Source organism: Pseudomonas sp. GD03903 (genome assembly GCF_029840045.1).
GTDB classification, from domain to species: Bacteria; Pseudomonadota; Gammaproteobacteria; order Pseudomonadales; family Pseudomonadaceae; genus Pseudomonas; species Pseudomonas pseudonitroreducens.
Genome location: NZ_JAOCBT010000019.1, coordinates 60,509 through 78,336, shown reverse-complemented (window position 1 = coordinate 78,336; position 17,828 = coordinate 60,509). Strand labels below are relative to the sequence as shown.

The 17,828-nt window shown below is 65.0% G+C and carries 14 protein-coding genes; 7 read left to right on the top strand and 7 right to left on the bottom strand.

Translation table 11 applies throughout. The annotated features are described in order from the left end of the window. Window positions 1-81 precede the first annotated feature (81 nt). The 7 genes from N5C91_RS24345 to N5C91_RS24315 form a co-directional block, all read right to left on the bottom strand. Window positions 82-1,707: a hypothetical protein gene (locus N5C91_RS24345; protein ID WP_279832579.1), complete on the bottom strand. Its 1,626-nt coding sequence runs from the start codon at window positions 1,705-1,707 to the stop codon at window positions 82-84. Further along, a complete protein-coding gene (locus N5C91_RS24340) occupies window positions 1,704-2,900 on the bottom strand; it encodes an MFS transporter (RefSeq protein ID WP_279832577.1) in 1,197 nt (398 codons plus the stop codon). Before N5C91_RS24340 ends, N5C91_RS24345 begins: the two co-directional genes overlap by 4 nt. Window position 2,901: 1 nt before the next feature. Next, window positions 2,902-3,093: a hypothetical protein gene (locus N5C91_RS24335; protein WP_054909294.1), complete on the bottom strand. Its 192-nt coding sequence runs from the start codon at window positions 3,091-3,093 to the stop codon at window positions 2,902-2,904. Beyond that, window positions 3,090-4,241 (bottom strand): PepSY domain-containing protein, encoded by a 1,152-nt coding sequence (locus N5C91_RS24330; RefSeq protein WP_279832574.1) that lies wholly within the window; start codon window positions 4,239-4,241, stop codon window positions 3,090-3,092. The genes N5C91_RS24335 and N5C91_RS24330 overlap by 4 nt, the downstream gene beginning before the upstream one ends. A gap of 18 nt (window positions 4,242-4,259) precedes the next feature. Next, entirely contained in the window at window positions 4,260-6,668 is a 2,409-nt protein-coding gene (locus N5C91_RS24325; RefSeq protein WP_279832573.1) for a TonB-dependent receptor, read from the bottom strand. Window positions 6,669-6,792: 124 nt separating this feature from the next. Beyond that, window positions 6,793-7,731 carry a FecR family protein gene (locus N5C91_RS24320; RefSeq protein WP_279832572.1) on the bottom strand — a complete coding sequence of 313 codons (939 nt, stop codon included), beginning with the start codon at window positions 7,729-7,731 and terminating at the stop codon, window positions 6,793-6,795. Beyond that, complete coding sequence (locus N5C91_RS24315) at window positions 7,728-8,234, bottom strand: sigma-70 family RNA polymerase sigma factor (protein ID WP_236173474.1); 507 nt, start codon at window positions 8,232-8,234, stop codon at window positions 7,728-7,730. Before N5C91_RS24315 ends, N5C91_RS24320 begins: the two co-directional genes overlap by 4 nt. A 473-nt stretch (window positions 8,235-8,707) precedes the next feature. Here N5C91_RS24315 and tssB point away from each other — a divergent pair, with 473 nt between their 5' ends. The 7 genes from tssB (at window position 8,708) to tssH (ending at window position 17,826) form a co-directional block, all read left to right on the top strand. Continuing rightward, complete coding sequence (gene tssB, locus N5C91_RS24310) at window positions 8,708-9,208, top strand: type VI secretion system contractile sheath small subunit (protein ID WP_236173473.1); 501 nt, start codon at window positions 8,708-8,710, stop codon at window positions 9,206-9,208. 21 nt (window positions 9,209-9,229) lie between these two features. Then, a complete protein-coding gene (gene tssC / locus N5C91_RS24305; RefSeq protein ID WP_236173472.1) occupies window positions 9,230-10,774 on the top strand; it encodes a type VI secretion system contractile sheath large subunit in 1,545 nt (514 codons plus the stop codon). 21 nt (window positions 10,775-10,795) lie between these two features. Beyond that, window positions 10,796-12,151, top strand: a complete 1,356-nt coding sequence (gene tssK, locus N5C91_RS24300) for a type VI secretion system baseplate subunit TssK (RefSeq protein ID WP_279832570.1) — start codon at window positions 10,796-10,798, stop codon at window positions 12,149-12,151. Next, the gene (gene tssL / locus N5C91_RS24295) at window positions 12,148-12,819 is read left to right on the top strand and encodes a type VI secretion system protein TssL, short form (RefSeq protein ID WP_279832568.1); all 672 of its coding nucleotides are present in this window, start codon (window positions 12,148-12,150) and stop codon (window positions 12,817-12,819) included. The genes tssK and tssL overlap by 4 nt, the downstream gene beginning before the upstream one ends. Before the next feature lie 2 nt (window positions 12,820-12,821). Next, window positions 12,822-14,573: an OmpA family protein gene (locus N5C91_RS24290; RefSeq protein WP_279832567.1), complete on the top strand. Its 1,752-nt coding sequence runs from the start codon at window positions 12,822-12,824 to the stop codon at window positions 14,571-14,573. 12 nt (window positions 14,574-14,585) lie between these two features. Then, a complete protein-coding gene (locus N5C91_RS24285; RefSeq protein WP_152227532.1) occupies window positions 14,586-15,077 on the top strand; it encodes an Hcp family type VI secretion system effector in 492 nt (163 codons plus the stop codon). Between the two features lie 115 nt (window positions 15,078-15,192). Continuing rightward, window positions 15,193-17,826, top strand: a complete 2,634-nt coding sequence (tssH, locus tag N5C91_RS24280; protein WP_279832562.1) for a type VI secretion system ATPase TssH — start codon at window positions 15,193-15,195, stop codon at window positions 17,824-17,826. The last annotated feature ends 2 nt before the right edge of the window (window positions 17,827-17,828 follow it).

The following is a 17,828-nucleotide window of genomic DNA, read 5'->3' as shown; positions in this document are numbered from 1 at the left end:
GGCCGAGCCGAGCGCAGAACTTTCACGTAGGAGCGGACTTCGTCCGCGATGGGGGGCCTTACGTGCCGATCCGTGATCGGACTATTGGTCCAGCGCCTGCCGCTGCGCCTGCATAGCGCGAATGCGCTCCTGCCATTGTTCCCGTTCGGCTTCCGGCAGGCCCACCCACCATTGGCTCACTGCGCGATTGCTGTAGGGCGTCAGCCAGGCGGCATAGGGCGCCATTTGCGCCTGCGGGAAGCCGTTGTCGCTACCGCGCAGGTAGTGGTCGAAGAAGCCCAGCACCAGCGCCGCGGGCGCCTCGATCAGCACATCGGTGGGCGCGCTGCCGATCAGCCTGTCGCGCAGTGGCCGGCGTATGTACAGCGCATTGTCGGTGAGGCCAGCATGCAACGCATCGCGCATGACCAGACGATGGATGCGCGGATTCTGCCCGGCGTGCTCGATACGTTCGTAAGAGAAGTCGTTGAAGCTGCGAGGTTGCGCCGGTGGCGCAAGACCCAGCATGCGGTAGAACAGCGCCAGGTCCGAATGCAGCATCAGCAGCGGCACCGGCAGGTCGGCATCGAATGGCGTGAAATCGAAGTCACCGCCGTCGAGGTTGACCGCCGCGGCGCAGCGCTTGTCGACCATGCACACGGCGCCGGTAGTCGAGCCGCCGAAGGACATGCCCATCTCGCCGACGTGGCTGAAATCGCTGGCGGCCACCAGGTCAGCCACATTCGGCGGCACTTCACCGGCCTGCAGGCGATCGTGGACGAACAATCGGTCGGCCAGCCAGATCGGCGCGCTGAGGTGGATGGCACGGTCCGCCGGCGGCTTGAGTTCGGTGGCGAAGCGCAACTGGCCGTCGAGGCGACGGGCCAGGTCGTCCTCGCCGTAGCCTTGCAGCAGGAGCGGCGAGAAGCCGTGTTCAAAGGCATCACGCAGGTGGTCGTAGAGCGCCGGGTCGGTGGGCGCCACTTCGCCGTTGGGGAACAGCGTGGGCGAGGCATCGCCGGTGTGCTGCACGGAGTAGACCGCATAACCGTGGCTGGCGAGTTCCTCCATGATCCGTCCGTTCATGCCGGCAAAGGAGCCATAGCCATGGCTGTAGAACACGACCGGCAGGCGCCCTGGGTCGGGGCGCAGCGGGGCATTCTCATAGGAATTGGTGCGCAGGTGGCGGAGGTGCGTGAGCAACGGTGGGAAATGCAACAGCTCGCCGAAACCACGTGCGGTGCTGCGGCTTTCGGCTTCGCTGAAGTAGTTGCGGGGCTGTGCGCCCACGGCCGGCCTCGCGGGATACCAGACGCGCACCAGGAGCCGGCGCGCCTTGCCGGCGGGGGCGCCGAGCAGGCCGGTGCGACTGGGGTCGATCAGCTCGAAGTCACGCACGCCCACCGGATAGGGCCCGCTGGGCTTGGGCATTGGCGACAGCGGGAAGAAATACAGGGCGGCGACGGCCACACCCACCAGCAGGGTGAAGAATATCCCTGACCAGACCGGTACCCGAACCGGGCGCTTTCTCCGCAACAGCAGCCCGAGAACCAGCAGCAGGGCGGTGGTGGCTGCCATGCCGGCTTGCCAGCGATCATCCCAGACGTCGTAGAGCGCCAGAAGCAGCGCCAGCACGCCAGAGCCGAGCGCCAGCGGGCGGCGGCGCAGCCACCAGCCCAGCAGGGCGACGGCGAGCAGCACCAGCAGCAGGCCGTCGGCGATCGTCATGCAACGGCGCCCTTGCGCGGCAGCACGGTCCAGGCCACGCCCAGAACCAGCAGCACGGCAATCAGCAGGTAAGGCGCGCGGCTGTCGACCTGGTGCAGCAGGGTACCCAGCAGCGGGCCGGTGATCATGCCCAGGCCATGCACGGCGACCAGGCTGCCGGCGGCGGCGCCCTGTTCGTCGGCCTCCACGGCGTTGGCGTTGAGCGCCGAGACGGCGGGGAAGACCCAGCCCATGCCGGCAGCGGCGACGAAGCACGACGCGTAGAGCATCCACGGTGCAATGGCGAAGCACACCGAGGCGAAGCCTAGTGCCGAGACTACGCCGCCCACGCCGATGAGCCGCAGCGGTGCCCAGTTCAGCTTGCGCACCAGCATCTGCGCGCAGATCAGCGCCACCCCCACCGAGGTCAGGGCGATGCCGGCGACGCGGGCGGCATCAGCGGGCGGCAGTTGCAGGCGGTCGAGGGCGAAGAAGCCGACGGTCATCTGCGCGACGGTGACGCAGACCATGGCAATGAAGCCCAGGGTCAGCGAACGACGCAGGCGCCGGTCGCTGATCGCCAGGGCCGGGCCCTTGCGTTCGCTGAGGCGCTGACTGTCGGGCAACCACTTCCACAGCACCCCCAGGGCCAGCAGCGGCAGCAGGCAGGTCAGCAGCAGCGGCAGGGCCAGGCCGAGCATGGCCAGCAGGCCGGCGAAGCTCGGCCCGACCACCATGCCCACGGCGCTGGCTGCACCGAGCCCGGCCATGGCCGAGGCGCGCTTGTCAGCGCTCACATGGTCGGCCACCAGCGCCGCCGAGCAGGCCGGCACGGCGGCATAGAAGCCGCCTGCCAGGCCGCGCAGCGCAACGATGCCGATGAATGCCGGCAGCGGTGACATCGAGGTGTTCAGTGCCAGGGCCATGAAGGCGCAGAGCAGGGCGTAGGTCAGCGCAAAGCCGGCCAGGCCGCTGAGCAGTACGCGGCGGCGGCCCAGGCGGTCGCTGGCGATGCCCCAGACGCGGGCCATGAGCATCCAGGCGATGCCGCCGACGGTCACCGTCATCCCCGCCTGCCAGGGCGCTAGGCCCAGGGTGCGCGCCACCGGGCCGATCAGCGCGACGAAGGACATTACCGCCACCGTGCAGACGAAGGTTTCGAACATCAGCGGACGCAGGTTGAGGGTCGGCGCCTGGGGTGGCATGGCGGTCATTTCAGCGGGGCTCCTTGGGTCGGCGGGGCATTCTCATCCCTACAAAGACGATCAGCAGCAGCGGAACACCAAGGGAAATCCACGACAGCACATCGAAAACCCCGTCGCCAAGCAGTGCCGAGAGCAGCCCGAAGGTACTCAACACGGCCAGCGCGATGGGCCAGCGGAAGATCATCCAGAGTCCGCGTCTCATGCCTTGCCCTCCGTTGCCAGGCCGCCGGAATCCAGTTCCGCCAGGCGTTTCTCGATGGGCGTGCGGCGCCGGCCAAGCCACAGGTACAGGCCGCTGGCGAGGATGACGATGCTGACGATGTCCAGTAGCGCCCAGACGATCTTCAGCGGCATGCCGCCGTAGTCGCCGAAGTGCAGCGGCTGGGACAGCAGCAAGGTCTTCACGTACAGCGGCATCTCGCGCATGTCGGTCAGCTCGCCGGTTTCGGCATCCACCAGCGCCGGCTTGAGCAGGCGCTCGGTCAGCGGCGTGTTACCGCGCATGAATACGGCGTAATGGTGCTTGCTGCTGAACTGCGTGCCGGGGAAGCCGACGAAGCTGACCTCCATATCCGGCGCAGCTTTACGCGCGGTATCGATGGCTTTATGCACTGAACCGAGCCGCTCCGGCGGTGGTGCGTCCTTGTACGGCGCGGTCATTTCCGCCAGCTGGCCGCCTTGCCAGAGCATCAGGATCGGCAGCGCCAGGGTGTTGATCACGCCAGTGACGCCAACCACCAGCACCCAGGCGAGGGTGACGATGCCCAGCACGTTGTGCAGGTCCAGCCATTTCAGCCGCGAGCTGCGCTGGGAGCGCACGGTAGCGAAGTCCAGCTTGCGCATGAACGGTGTGTAGACCACCACGCCGGAGACCAGCGAGGCTACCAGCAGCAAGCCCATGACACCGAGGAACAGGTACCCGGGCAGGCCCATGAACAGGTCGGTGTGCAGCTTGAGCATGACGTACATGAAGCCGCCCGGCGGCGGCAGGGCGTCGAAGAATTCCCCGGTGCGCGCGTCGAACGGCTGCACGTGCCCATCGTCCGGCGGCGGCACCAGGGTTGGCGCGGTGATGACCGCTCCGAGCGGGTCGTCCTGCTCCCAGAACACGAAGCGCACCACCTCGCCGGGGCGCGCGGCCAGTGCGCGGGCCACTACGTCGTCGTAGTCGATCTGCGGCGACTGCTCGGTGAGCGGCTTGAGCTCCGGGTGTGGCTCGAAGGTGTGCTCGATCTCTTCGTGGAAGATCAGCGGCAGGCCCGTGAGGCAGAGCATCAGCAGGAATACCGTGGAGATCAGGCTGGTCCACTTGTGCACCAGGTACCAGGTGCGGAGGGCTTTGGCGGTCATCGTCAGGCTCTTTCTTCGTTAGAAGTCCACGCTCGCGGACAACTGCAGGGTGCGCCCTTCGCCCAGGTACAGGTACCCGGCGGTGGAGCTGCCCCAGTAGTCCTTGTCGAACACGTTGTCGAGGTTGGCGCGCAGTACCACGGGCTTGCCGAGGGTGTCGAAGCGGTAGCGTGCGCCCAGGTCCAGGCGCCACCAGTCGGGGATGCTCAGGTTGTTGGCCTGGTCCACGTACTGCTCGTCGGTGTAGACAGTGCGGGCGGTGACGGTCAGGCCCGGCACCTGGGTGATGTCGTACTCGCCGCCGAGGTTCAGCTGCCGGCGCGGCACGCCGATGCCGTTGTTGCCGTCGTACTGGCCGTCCTGGGTTCTGGTCAGCTTGGCCTGGGTATAGGACGCGCCGCCGAGCAGGCGTACACCCTCGCTCACTTCACCGAACAGGCTCAGCTCCAGGCCACGGTTGCGCTGTTCACCGCCACGGGTGAAGCGGCCGTTGTCGTTGACGCTGCTCGGGCGCTTGATCTCGAACGCCGCCAGGGTCGCGCCGAAACCGTCCCACTCGCCCTTGACGCCGACTTCCTTCTGCTTGGAAACGTAGGGCGTGAGCATCTCGCCGGCGTTTACGCTGCCGACGGGCGCGGTTTCCCCCGGGCTCAGGCCCTCGATGTAGTTGGCGTAGAGCGAGATGTTCTGCCACGGCTTGACCACGATGCCGCCCATCGGCGTGGTCTTTTCCTCGTCGTAGCCGTCGCCCGCCGGAGTGCCGACGTTCATCTCGTAGTTCTGTGATTCGACACGCTGCTTGCGGGCGCCGAGGGTCACTTCGACGCGCCCGTCGAGGATCGACAGGGTGTCGGCCAGGGCATAGCTGGTGAGGGTTTGGGCGGTGTACTTCTGCACATTCTTCGGGTAGCCGTCGGTGCTCGGCGTGCCTTCGTAGACCGGGTGGTAGATATTCGACGCACGCGACGGGAAGGCGGTGTAGAGGAAGAAGATGTCCGAGTTCTGCACCACGCGGGTCGCGCCGAAATTCAGCCTGTGTTGCACCGGGCCGGTGTCGAAGGTGCTGCGCAGGCCGGCTTCGGCGGAGTGCGAGCCAACGTCGTAGACCTGCCAGGCCGGGCTGGAAACGAAGTCGCCGTGGTTGCCCGTCAGCACCGGGTTGCCGGCCAGCGCATCCATCTCGCTGCGGCGGTCGCCATAGCCGGCGTAGCCGGTAAGCCAGTCGGCAATGTCGTATTCGCCACGGAACACCAGGGTGCGGTCGGTCATCTCCGAATCGCCGTAGCCGGGATAGTTCAGGTCGTTGTCCGGGGCATGCGGGATCTTCGTCACACCGGGGCCGGCGGTGAACTGGCGGACCACGTTGGTGAGGTCCTCGCGCTGCCAGATGTAATCGGCGGAAAGGCGCAGACGCTCGCCGGCGTAGTCCAGGCCAAGGGAGCCAAGGCCGTCTTCCAGTTCCTGCTTGTCGATGGCGGTATCGCCATTGCGGTACACGCCGTTGAAGCGCACGCCGAACTCCTTGCCTTCGCCGAAGCGGCGGCCGGCGTCGACATGGGTGCCGAATACCGAATCCGACAGGTAGTCCATGGTCACGCGGGTCAGCGGCTCGTCGCCGGCACGCTTGGTCACCAGGTTCACCGCGCCGCCGACGTTGCCGCTGGGCGGCATGCCGTTGAGCATGGTGCTCGGGCCCTTGACCACTTCCACGCGCTCGGCCATTTCCACCGGAACGCGGAAGAATGGCGCCAGGCCGTACATGCCGTTGAGGGCGACGTCGGCGCTGACCACCGGGAAGCCGCGCAGGGAGAAGTCTTCGTTGAGGTTGGTGCGCGCACTGCCGATCTGCGCCGAGGGCTCATTGCGCAGTACATCGGCGACGCTGCGCGCCTGCTGGTCCTGGATGGTCTTCTCGGTGTAGCTGGTGATGCTGAAGGGGGCATCCATCAGATCGGTGTTGCCCAGCAGACCCAGGCGTCCGCCGCGTGCCACCTGGCCGCCGGCGTACTCCGCCGGCAGGTCTTCCGGCCCTGCGGCCTGGCCGGTAATCAGCGACGGTTGCATCTGCAAGGTATCGGGGCTGGGCGAACGGATCAGGGTGAAGGTGCCGTCACCGCGCTGCTCCAGCTCCAGGCCACTGCCTTGCAGCAAGCGCTCGAGGGCGCTGCGAGTGGAAAAATCGCCCATCAGGCCAGGGCTCTGCAGCCCATCGGTCAGCGCCGGGTCGAAGGACAGGCGCACGCCGGTTTCGGCGGCGAACGAGGCCAGTGCACGGCCTAGCGGGCCGGGAGCAATACTGTAGCTGCGCACTTCGCCGGCGGCCGGCGCGGCCATCACCGGGGCCGCGACGACCACCGCCAGGGAGAACAGGGCGGTGCGCACGGCGAGGGACAATGACGAGGGTTGGGCGTTTCTGCTGCTGGACATGGACGGGGTACCTTCGGGCCTCTGCGGGCTTGGTGTCGGGAGATGTTCCCCTGTTGCCAGCTGAAGTGAGAAAAAGTCTCAGTTCTTTTTGTGATTATTTTCCATCAAAACTTCGCGACAGCTCTCAGGCCGCCGTGAGGGTGATCCAGAAGTCTGTTACCCGGCGGATTCGCAACGGGTAGGTGGACTGCAGCATCGCTAGCGCGAGGTTGCTCTCCAGCAGCGGGAAGGCCCCGGATACCGCCAGTTGCGCCACCGCCGGATCGCAGCGCAGCACGCCACGCCGATAACGGCTCAGCTCGCCCAGCAGTGCCTGCAGAGGCATGCGGTCGGCCATCAGCATGCCGTGGGTCCAGGCATCCGGATTTGGCACGGGCGCTGTTGCGCTGATGGATTGGGCGGAAAGCAGCACTGATTCCCCGGCCCCCAGCCATTGGCCGATACCGCGCACCGGCGAGACCTGCACGCGCCCGTGCTGTACCGCAACACTGGTGGCGTCGTCGCCCTGGCGCACGTTGAAGCGTGCTTCGGCGGCCTGCATCCGGCCTTCGCGGGTGGTAACCAGGAAAGGCCGGCGATCCGCGCGAGTGTCGAGGAAGATTTCGCCGCGCAGCAAGCGCACCAGGCGCTGCGCCGGGGTGAAGGCGATGTCCACGGCAGTGTCGGTATTGAGCGTGAGCAGACTGCCGTCGGGCAACGGCAGCTTGCGTTGCTCACCCACGGCGGTGTGCTGGTCGGCCAGCCAATCCTGCCAGGGCTGCGCGCGCCAGGCGGTCAGGCCGACCGGGGCGATGGCCAATAGCACGGCAAGCTGCTTGAGCGCGCGGCGGCGGTCGAGTTGTCGTTCACGCCCCAGGGTCGGCAAGGCCAGTGCCGGCGGCAGGCTGCCGAGATGCCCCATCAGGCGCTCGGCGCGATCCCAGGCGCGGGCGTGCTGCGGGCTCTGGCGTTGCCAGTCGGCGCAGGCGCGGCGGGTTTCCTCGCTGGCGTCCTGGTGCAGGCGCACCAGCCAGTCCGCCGCCTCATCGAGGATGCGCGGGGCAATGGGCTCCGCGGCGCTCACTCCATCAACTCCAGGCAGTGGCGGAAGGCCTGCTGCATGTAGCGTTTCACTGAGCCAAGGGAAACGCCCAGGCGCTCGGCGATGGCCTCGTACTTCAGCCCCTCGATCTGCGCCAGCAGGAAGGCCTGGCGCACCGGGTCCGGCAGGCGGGCGAGCAGGGCGTCGATCTCATGCAGGGTCTCCAGCACCAGGTAGCGCTGCTCCGGGGAGGGCGCAAGTGCCTCCGGCAGGCCGGCGAGGGCTTCGAGATAGGCGCGCTCCAGCGACTGGCGCTGGAACCAGTTGATCATCAGCCCCTTGGCCACCGTGGTGAGGTAGGCCCGCGGCTCGCGGGCCTCCAGCACCCGGCGCGAGCCGAGCAGACGGGTGAAGGTGTCCTGGGCCAGATCCGCTGCCTGTTCGTGACAGCCCAGGCGCCGGCGCAGCCAGCCTTGCAGCCAGCCGTGATGGTGCTGATAGAGCTCACTGACGGCGGCGTGTAGCGGAGCGTCGAGCGGGTGCATGGCGGAATATTTATCATTTGAGAATGCTTCTCATGATAGTGGTTGCCCAGCTCGGCTCACAAGCCCTGCAGCGAGACAATTTGCACGAGGTGAATCTCGCCGTCGGGGGCTTGGGGAGATGACGCGTTTCCCGAATTTTTATTGAAGATATGGGAATGAATAAATCTGAATTTTCAGACGAACAATTTCTTCCCGGTATTTTAAAAATCTTATTTCTTGAAGAGATTTTCGAATTAGACCTGTAAGGCGATTCCCAAAGTCCTCCAAGGTTAATGGCCACGGTTGAATTAGTCTCGGATCGTGGCAGTCTCCAACAGCACTTCGAGAATGGCCGCCCGCAGGCATGTAACGGGTGAGCGGGGCATTAACCTGGAGTGGCTTGAAGTACTGATTCGTCGCGCGCGTTGGCTGTTTAGAAACTGCAGTTGGTTGGCGTGCTTGCATTAACAAAGGGATTGTAAGGCAGAGTGATCATGGCATCTGATAGTTTCCAGAATGAAGTTCCCAAGGCACGGGTCAATATAAAGCTCGACCTGCACACAGGCGGGGCGCAAAAGAAAGTCGAGCTGCCGCTGAAACTCATGGTCATGGGTGATTACAGCAATGGCAAGGAGCAGCGCCCGCTGTCCGAGCGAAGCAAACTCGATATCAACAAGAACAACTTCAACAGTGTGCTGGCCGAGTTTCATCCCAGCGTCAAACTGGCCGTGCCCAATACATTGGCAGACGATGGTTCAGATACCGCCGTTGAGCTGTCCTTCCGCAACATGAAGGACTTCGAGCCGGAACATGTGGCTCGTCAGATCCCCGAACTGCGCGCGATGCTCGCCATGCGCAACCTGCTGCGCGACCTCAAGTCCAACCTGCTCGACAACGCCACCTTCCGCCGGGAGCTGGAGCGCATCCTCAAGGATGACGCCCTGAGCGACGAGCTGCGCGCCGAGCTGGCCCAGCTGGCACCCCAAGACCGCTAATCAACTATCAAGGAGCGACTCATGTCTGCGTCTGCGGAAGGAACGGTTGCGCACGCTGGAAGCGCCAGCGTCGTAACTCATGAAGGCCACGGCGTTTATGCCAGCCTGTTCGACAAGATCAATCTAAACCCTGTATCGCAACTGTCGAATATCGAGGTCTACCAGAATAGCGATGCACTTTCCGAAGCGTCCGCGGATGAACGCGTGACTGCCGCCGTCAGTGTTTTCCTTGATCTGCTGAAACAGTCCTCGCAGAAAGTCGAACGCCTCGACAAGACGTTGCTGGACGAACACATCGCATCCCTGGACGCGCAGATCAGCCGCCAGTTGGACGCCGTGATGCACCACGAGGACTTCCAGCGCGTCGAATCGACCTGGCGCGGGGTCAAGTCGTTGATCGACCAGACCGATTTCCGCCGCAACGTGCGCATCGAACTGCTGGATATCAGCAAGGACCACCTGGTGCAGGACTTCGAGGACGCACCGGAGATCGCCCAGAGCGGCCTCTACGTCCAGACCTATACCCAGGAATACGACACGCCCGGCGGCGAACCGATCGCCGCGGCCATTTCGAACTATGAGTTCGGTCGCGGCCCGCAGGATATCGCCCTGCTGCGCAATATCTCCAAGGTCGCAGCGGCGGCCCACATGCCTTTCATTGGCTCCGTCGGTCCGGCCTTCTTCGGCAAGGAGTCGATGGAGGAGGTGGCGGCCATCAAGGATATCGGCAACTACTTCGATCGCGCGGAATACCTGAAGTGGAAGTCGTTCCGTGACAGCGACGATTCGCGCTACATCGGCCTGATCATGCCCCGTGTACTCGGTCGTCTGCCGTATGGTCCGGATACCGTCCCGGTGCGCAGCTTCAACTACATCGAGAGCGTGAAGGGCCCGGATCACAAGAAGTACCTGTGGACCAACGCCTCGTTCGCCTTCGCTGCCAACATGGTGAAGAGCTTCATCAACAACGGCTGGTGCGTGCAGATTCGCGGACCTCAGGCCGGCGGTGCAGTGACCGACCTGCCGATTCACCTCTATGACCTGGGCACCGGCAATCAGGTGAAGATCCCTTCCGAGGTGATGATTCCGGAAACCCGCGAGTTCGAATTCGCCAACCTCGGTTTCATCCCGTTGTCGTACTACAAGAACCGCGATTACGCGTGTTTCTTCTCCGCCAACAGCGCGCAGAAACCGGCGCTCTACGAAACCGCGGACGCGACGGCCAACAGCCGGATCAACGCCCGCCTGCCGTACATCTTCCTGCTGTCGCGCATTGCCCACTACCTGAAGCTGATCCAGCGCGAAAACATCGGTACCACCAAGGACCGCCGTGTCCTCGAACTCGAGCTGAACAACTGGATTCGTGGGCTGGTGACCGAGATGACCGACCCCAGTGATGACCTGCAGGCCTCGCACCCGCTGCGCGACGCCAAAGTCACGGTGGAAGACATCGAGGACAACCCGGGCTTCTTCCGCGTGAAGCTCTATGCCGTTCCCCATTTCCAGGTGGAAGGCATGGACGTGAACCTGTCGCTGGTCTCGCAGATGCCCAAGGCCAAGGCCTAAGCACTCACACGGAAGTCAATCATGAAGATCGACCGCCCCTTGTGGGGTGCGGGGGCCTTGTTGTCCCCGCAGCAATTCCAGCAGCAGGCCCGATGGGAAGCCTGGACCAACGAATGCCTGGCCCACCTGTCGCGCGCCAACCCCTGGGGCGTCCAGGTCGCGACCTTCGACCTGGATGCACTCAGGCTGGGCAAGCTCAAGGCCACGCGCCTGCGTGTGCGGATGCCCGACGGTACGCTGATCGACAGCGACGCCTCCGATCGGTTGCCGCCAGGGGTAGAGCTTGGCCGGTTGGCCGAGGAGGGCGCTTCCACCGTTACCCTGCTGCTGGCATTGCCGCTCGAACACGCCAATGGCGACAACTGCCTGCTCGATGGCGGCAACTCCCCCCGGCCGACGCGCTATCGACGCGACTGGCGCGAGGTACAGGACCTCTATGGCGATGAGGCGCAATCCATCGCAGTACTGGAGCACGTCCTGACACTGCGCCTGGACAGCGATGTAAACGCCGAGTACCTCACCTGCCCAGTGGCGCGGGTGGTTCGTGACGTACAGGGTACCTGGACGCTGGACCCGCAATTCGTCCCGCCACTACTCAGCTTCGATGCCCAGCCTGAACTGCTCAACCAGTTGGACAACCTGATGACCCAACTGGCCGCCAAGCGCAGCCGCCTGATGGGCATGCGGCGCGAAAGCAACCAGCGTATGGCCGACTTCGCGGTGGCCGATGTCTCGCTGTTCTGGTTGCTCAATGCGCTGAACAGCTACCACCCCGTGCTTGCCGATCTGCTGGCTCATCCGGCACGGCACCCCGAAGGGGTCTACCTGGAACTCGTCAAGCTGGCGGGTAGCCTGCTGACCTTCTCCCTGGAGCACGATATCGGCGCCATACCGGGCTACCGGCATGAACAGCTGGAAACGGTCTTCCCACCGTTGTTCGCGCTGATTTCAACCTTGCTGGAAGCCAGCCTGCCGTCGCGCGTCATTTCGCTGGACCTCGATCACCCCAACGCGCAGCGCTGGCAGGTGGCCTTGCACGATGGCCGGCTGCGCGATGCCGAAGGGGTCGACTTCTACCTGTCGGTGCGCTCCAGCCTGCCCGCCGCACAGATCCAGAGCCAGTTCCCGCGGTTGTGCAAGGTCGGAGCTCCGGACGATGTCGATCATCTCGTCAACGTCGCCCTCGACGGTGTCCCTCTGGTCCCGCTCGGCCATGTGCCGGCAGCGATTCCGGTGCGCCTGGGCAACCTGTACTTCGCCTTTGACCTGAGCCATCCCAAGGCCAGGGACATGCTGGCCTCCGGCATCTGCTCTCTCTACGTTCCCGGCACGCTCGGGGATGTCCAGCTGGATCTGTTCGCGGTGCTGCGCTCATGAGCAAGGTCTTTGGAAAATCGCCAGCGGTGGATATCGATGCCCTGCTGCAGGACAGCTACCTGTTGGTGGTGGAGTTGCAGAACAAGGCCGCGGCACAGGATGGCGAAGAACTGTGGAAGCTCTGTGTGGCCCAGGTCGAGCAGTGCCGCAACAGCCTGATCGACGCTGACGTCAGCCAGCGCTCGGTCAACCAGATCTGCTATGCGCAATGCGCGCTGCTCGATGAGACCGTGCTGCGCAATGCCCTGGACAAGGCGCATGCGGTGTGGGCGGCAAAGCCGCTCCAGGCGCATTTCTTCAGTCGCCACCAGGCCGGCGAGCAGCTCTACGAGGACATGCGCGAGGCCTTGGCGGAGCCTGCGCCCGACCTGCGCGTCCTGACCTGTTACCACCGCGTTCTGCTGCTGGGTTTCCTCGGGCGCTACCGCACCGAGGCAGCGCCGGAGCGCGAGCAACTGCTGGCCGCCCTTGGCGAGCATGTCGAGCCGTTCTCCGCCGCTGCGGCCACTCCGTTGCTGGTCAGTTCCGGCAGGGGTAGCTGGCGCCGCTGGCTCAGCCAGCCCTGGCTGCACGTGGCAGTTGCTGCAGTGCTGCTGGTTGGCCTCTGGCTGGTATTGCGCCAAGTACTTGCGGATACCGTCATGTCGCTCTTGTCTGGCCGGGTGTAAAGATGGCCACGCAGCTCAGAGGAACACGTGGCCTTTGGCTTTGGGCGGGCTTGCTGGGCCTCGCGCTGACCCTGGCAATCCTGCCATTGTCCATGCGCGCACAAGTGTCATGGACACTTGCCATCGTTTGCCTGGTTGCCCTGGGCTGGTTCTTCAGTGGCAGAGCCGCTGCTCGCCAGCGCCGGTCCCTGGTGCTGACCGGTGAACATGCGCTGCCGGCGGACGCGTTCCGCAAGCCGGTAGTGGCGGTCTGTGGTGATGGGCTGTACTCGCTCTTCGGCGCCGCGCCTGAGAACCAGCTGGCACTGCGCGTTACTGAACAGGGATGCTACCTGCGGGTGCCGAGCCCGGATCGGCTGCCGATGATCATCGACTACGTACTGGCAAACCGTCCGCATTGGGCCGGCCAACTCGCAGTCCTCTACATCGCCAACCCGGCCGAGCAGACCGACAGTGCCCAGCTCGCTGGTGCCATCCAGACGTTCCGCCACCAGGTTGCCCGAATCCGCAGGAGTGGCGTGGCCTTGCCCATCCTGCTGGGCAGCTACCTGCCGTCGCAGCGGGATGACGGGCGCTGGTTCGCCTGGGAGGCAGGGCAGCCGGGGCTGTCCGTGCGAGAAGGGGCGAGTCACCTGTCGGTGGCGCAGTGGCAACAGCGGGCGGTGGATCTGCTCGACAGCGCTGCACGACTGAGAACCTGCGTGCAGATCGAAAGCCTGGGCCGCTGGCTGACCACATCGGTCCTGCCGCACCTGGTATCCCGGGACTCCCGGGATGCGCCGTGCCCGGCGACTGCTTGTGCCATGACCCTGGCGCCAGGCTCCACGCTCATTGCATCTGGCAATTTGTGGTCGCAGTGGCTGCACGACAGAACCGCTCTGGAAATGGCCGCGCCGGCAGCCGGATCGGCGCAGTTGCCGTTCCCCGATCCACTCCTGTCGCTGCTGCCCCGGCAAGCGAGCCTCACACCGGCCCGTCGTGCGGCAGTGCGCGGGCTCTGGTTGTTCGTCCTAGCTGCGGCTATCGCGCTGTGCAGTTCGGCCTGGCAGAACCGCCTGCTGTTACGCCAGGTGAGTGACGACCTGCAGCGCTACCGGGCGATACCCGAGCCCGCCACGCTTGAGCAGCCTGAGCATGTGTTGCGCGAGCAGGCGGTCAGCGTGCTCCGGGAGGATGCCGCAAAGCTGGACCGTTACTACCGCGAAGGCGAACCCCTGGCGCTGGGGCTCGGTCTGTACAGCGCCGAGCGAATCCGTCCGCCGATTCTGGCCGCGCTCGCGGCGCATCGGGTGCCGATGCCGAAGCCGCTACCGGCGAAGATTCCCGACCCCGTCCGGCTGGACAGCCTGTCGCTATTCGCCAGCGGCAGCGCCGAACTCAAGCCTGGCTCGACCAAGGTACTCATCAATGCCCTGGTGGACATCAAGGCCCAGCCTGGCTGGCTGATCGTGATTGCCGGGCACACCGATGCCACCGGCGATTCCCAACGCAACCTGCTGTTGTCGAGAGCCCGTGCCGGCGCCGTACGCGACTGGATGCAGCGCATGGGCGACATCCCCGACAGCTGTTTCGCCGTTCAGGGCTTCGGCTCCGACCAACCACTCGACAGCAACGACACACCGGAGGGGCGAGCAGCCAACCGCCGGGTCGACATCCGCCTGGTACCGGAGTCGGGAGCCTGCGCGCTCCCCACCCAGGTATCGGGCGGCCAACCCCAGCCGCGGCAAAAGCCTGCGGCACATTTGTCTCTGTAGAAGGAACCTCAAATGGCAATCCCAGTTTACCTGTGGCTCAAAGACGACGGCGGTGCGGACATCAAAGGTTCGGTCGACGTCCAGAAGCGCGAAGGCAGCGTTGAAGTGGTGGCACAGGATCACAGCCTGTACATCCCCACCGACAACAACACCGGCAAGCTGACCGGCACCCGCATCCACACACCGTTCGTGTTCACCAAGGAAATCGATGCCTCCAGCCCGTACCTGTACAAGGCCGTGAGCTCGGGCCAGACCCTGAAGAGTGCTGAATTCAAGTGGTACCGCATCGATGATGCAGGCCAGGAAGTCGAGTACTTCAACACCCTTCTGGAGAACGTCAAGGTCGTGAAAGTCGCGCCGAAAATGCACGACGTGAAAGACCCGAGCAAGGAGAAGCACAACCACCTGGAACTGGTTGAGCTGCGCTACGAGAAGATCACCTGGACCTACAAGGACGGCAACATCATCCACTCCGACGCCTGGAACGAGCGCCAGAGCGCGTAATCGCGGCGCATCGACCGGCGGGATGACCGCCGGTCGATGTTCGCGCTGACCTATTCCTCGCCTTGCCACCGGCCATGCACCGGAGCAAGGAGAACGCCTCAGCAAGGATCGCCCCATGGCCCAGTCCACCCATCTGCTTCGTCGCCTCAATCCCTATTGCGCCCAGGCGCTGAGCGCTGCTGCGTCGTTGTGCCAGACCCGTGCTCACGCCGAGATAACCGTGGAGCACTGGCTGCTCAAGTTGCTCGAGCAGGGGGAGGGCGACCTGACCCTGATTGCCCGTCGCTACGAATGGGATCTGGACGCGCTCTGGCAGGGCCTGCTGGAGCACCTCGACAGCTTGCCGCGCAGCGTGCGCGACAAACCTCGGCTGTCGTCCAGGCTGGAAAAGCTGATCAAGGACGCCTGGCTGATGGCTTCGCTGCAGGGTGATATCGATACCCTGCGCTCGGCTCACCTGCTCAGTGCCCTGCGTGAAACGCCCGAACTGCTCGAGTGCGATGCCGCCTGGCCGCTGCTCAGTGTCGGCGACACCCAGATCGAGCGCCTGCTGCCCCTGCTGGATGAGCAATCCCAGGAGCGCCGGGCCATTCAGCAAGAGGCCGCCCTGGCTGAACTGCCCCGTCCGTCAACGGTGAGGCCCGCCGCGAAGGCCGAAGCGAATACCGCGATCCTCGACAAGTTCACCCAGGACGTTACTGCCAAGGCCCAGGCGGGAGGCATCGACCCGGTCTTCGGTCGTGACAATGAAATCCGCCAGGTCATCGACATCCTTGGCCGCCGGCGCAAGAACAACCCCATCCTCGTGGGTGAGCCGGGCGTCGGCAAGACCGCGCTGGTGGAAGGACTGGCCCTGCGCATTGTCGACGGCAATGTGCCGGACAGCCTCAGGCAGGTGTCTGTGCGCACACTTGATCTGGGCCTGCTGCAAGCCGGTGCCGGCGTGAAGGGCGAATTCGAACAGCGCCTGAAGAACGTCATCGACGCCGTTCAGCAATCACCCACGCCGATCCTGCTGTTCATCGACGAAGCCCACACCCTGATCGGCGCCGGCAACCAGGCCGGCGGCGCGGATGCTGCCAACCTGCTCAAGCCGGCGTTGGCGCGCGGCGAGCTGCGTACCATCGCCGCCACCACCTGGTCCGAATACAAGCAGTACTTCGAGCGCGATGCCGCCCTGGAGCGGCGCTTCCAGATGGTCAAGGTCGACGAACCCGACGACGCCAATGCCTGCCTCATGCTGCGCGGCCTCAAGGCGCGTTATGCCAGCCACCATGGCGTGCACATCCAGGACGCCGCCGTACAGGCAGCGGTCAGCCTGTCGCGCCGCTACCTGACCGGCCGCCAGTTGCCGGACAAGGCCGTCGACCTGCTCGATACGGCCAGCGCCCGTGTCCGCATGAGCCTGGATTGCGAACCGCAAGCGCTGGTGCAGCTCAAGGCGGAACAGCAGGCACTGTTGCTCGAACGCCACGCCCTCGAAGAAGACGCCCAGCTCGGCGGAGCCCTGGCCACGGAGCGCCTGACAGCCATCGCCTCCCGTGAGCTCGAGTTGCAGGACTGCCTCCTGCAACAACAGCATCAATACCAACAGGAACTTGCCCTGACGCGTGAGTTGCTGGAGGCGCGCAGGAGTGCGCCGCTGGCGTGCACTGACCTGCAGAAACAGTTGAAAGCCCTGCAGAGCGACCGCCCGCTGCTATCGCTGGATGTCGACGCCCGCTGCGTCGCCGAAGTGATTGCCGATTGGACTGGCGTCCCCCTGGGCAGCCTGCTCAAGGACGAACAGACCAACCTGCTCGAGCTCGAACAGCAGCTCGGTAAACGCGTCATCGGCCAGGACAGTGCCCTTGCCGACATGGCGCGCCGGCTGCGTGCCGCGAAGACCGGCCTCACTTCCGAGAATGCGCCGCTGGGCGTCTTCCTGCTGGTAGGCAGCAGTGGCGTGGGCAAGACCGAAACCGCCCTGGCACTCGCCGACAGCCTGTTCGGCGGTGAGAAGTCCCTGGTCACCATCAACCTCTCCGAGTACCAGGAAGCCCACACCGTCAGCCAGCTCAAAGGCTCGCCACCGGGCTACGTCGGTTACGGGCAGGGCGGCGTGCTGACCGAGGCGGTCCGCCAGCGCCCCTACAGCGTCGTGCTGCTGGACGAGGTAGAAAAGGCCCACCGCGACGTACTCGACCTGTTCTACCAGGTGTTCGACCGCGGCTTCATGCGCGACGGCGAAGGGCGCGAAATCGACTTCCGCAACACCGTCATCCTGATGACCTCCAACCTTGGCGGTGACCGTCTGCAGGACCTGCTCGAGGAGCGCCCCGAAGCCACCGACAGCGACCTGCAGGAGCTGCTGCGCCCGGTTCTGCGCGACCACTTCCAGCCGGCGCTGCTCGCACGCTTCCAGACGCTGATCTACCGGCCGCTGGATGCCATGGCCCTGGGGCGCATCGTCGCCATCAAGCTGGAGCAGGTGGCCAGCCGCCTGCGGCGTCACTACGGCATTGCCTGCCATATCGACGACGGCCTCAACCAGGCCCTGGTCGACGCCTGCCTGCTGCCCGACAGCGGCGCGCGCAACATCGACAGCCTGCTCAACCAGCAAATCCTGCCAGTGCTCAGCCAGCAACTGCTGCAGCGGCAAGCCAGCCAGCGCAAGGCGACCAGCGTCACCCTGGGCTACAGCGCTGAAGACGGCATCGCCCTGGAATTCAGCGAAGAGCCTTCGGCTCTCGCAAGCGCGGAGATCTGACC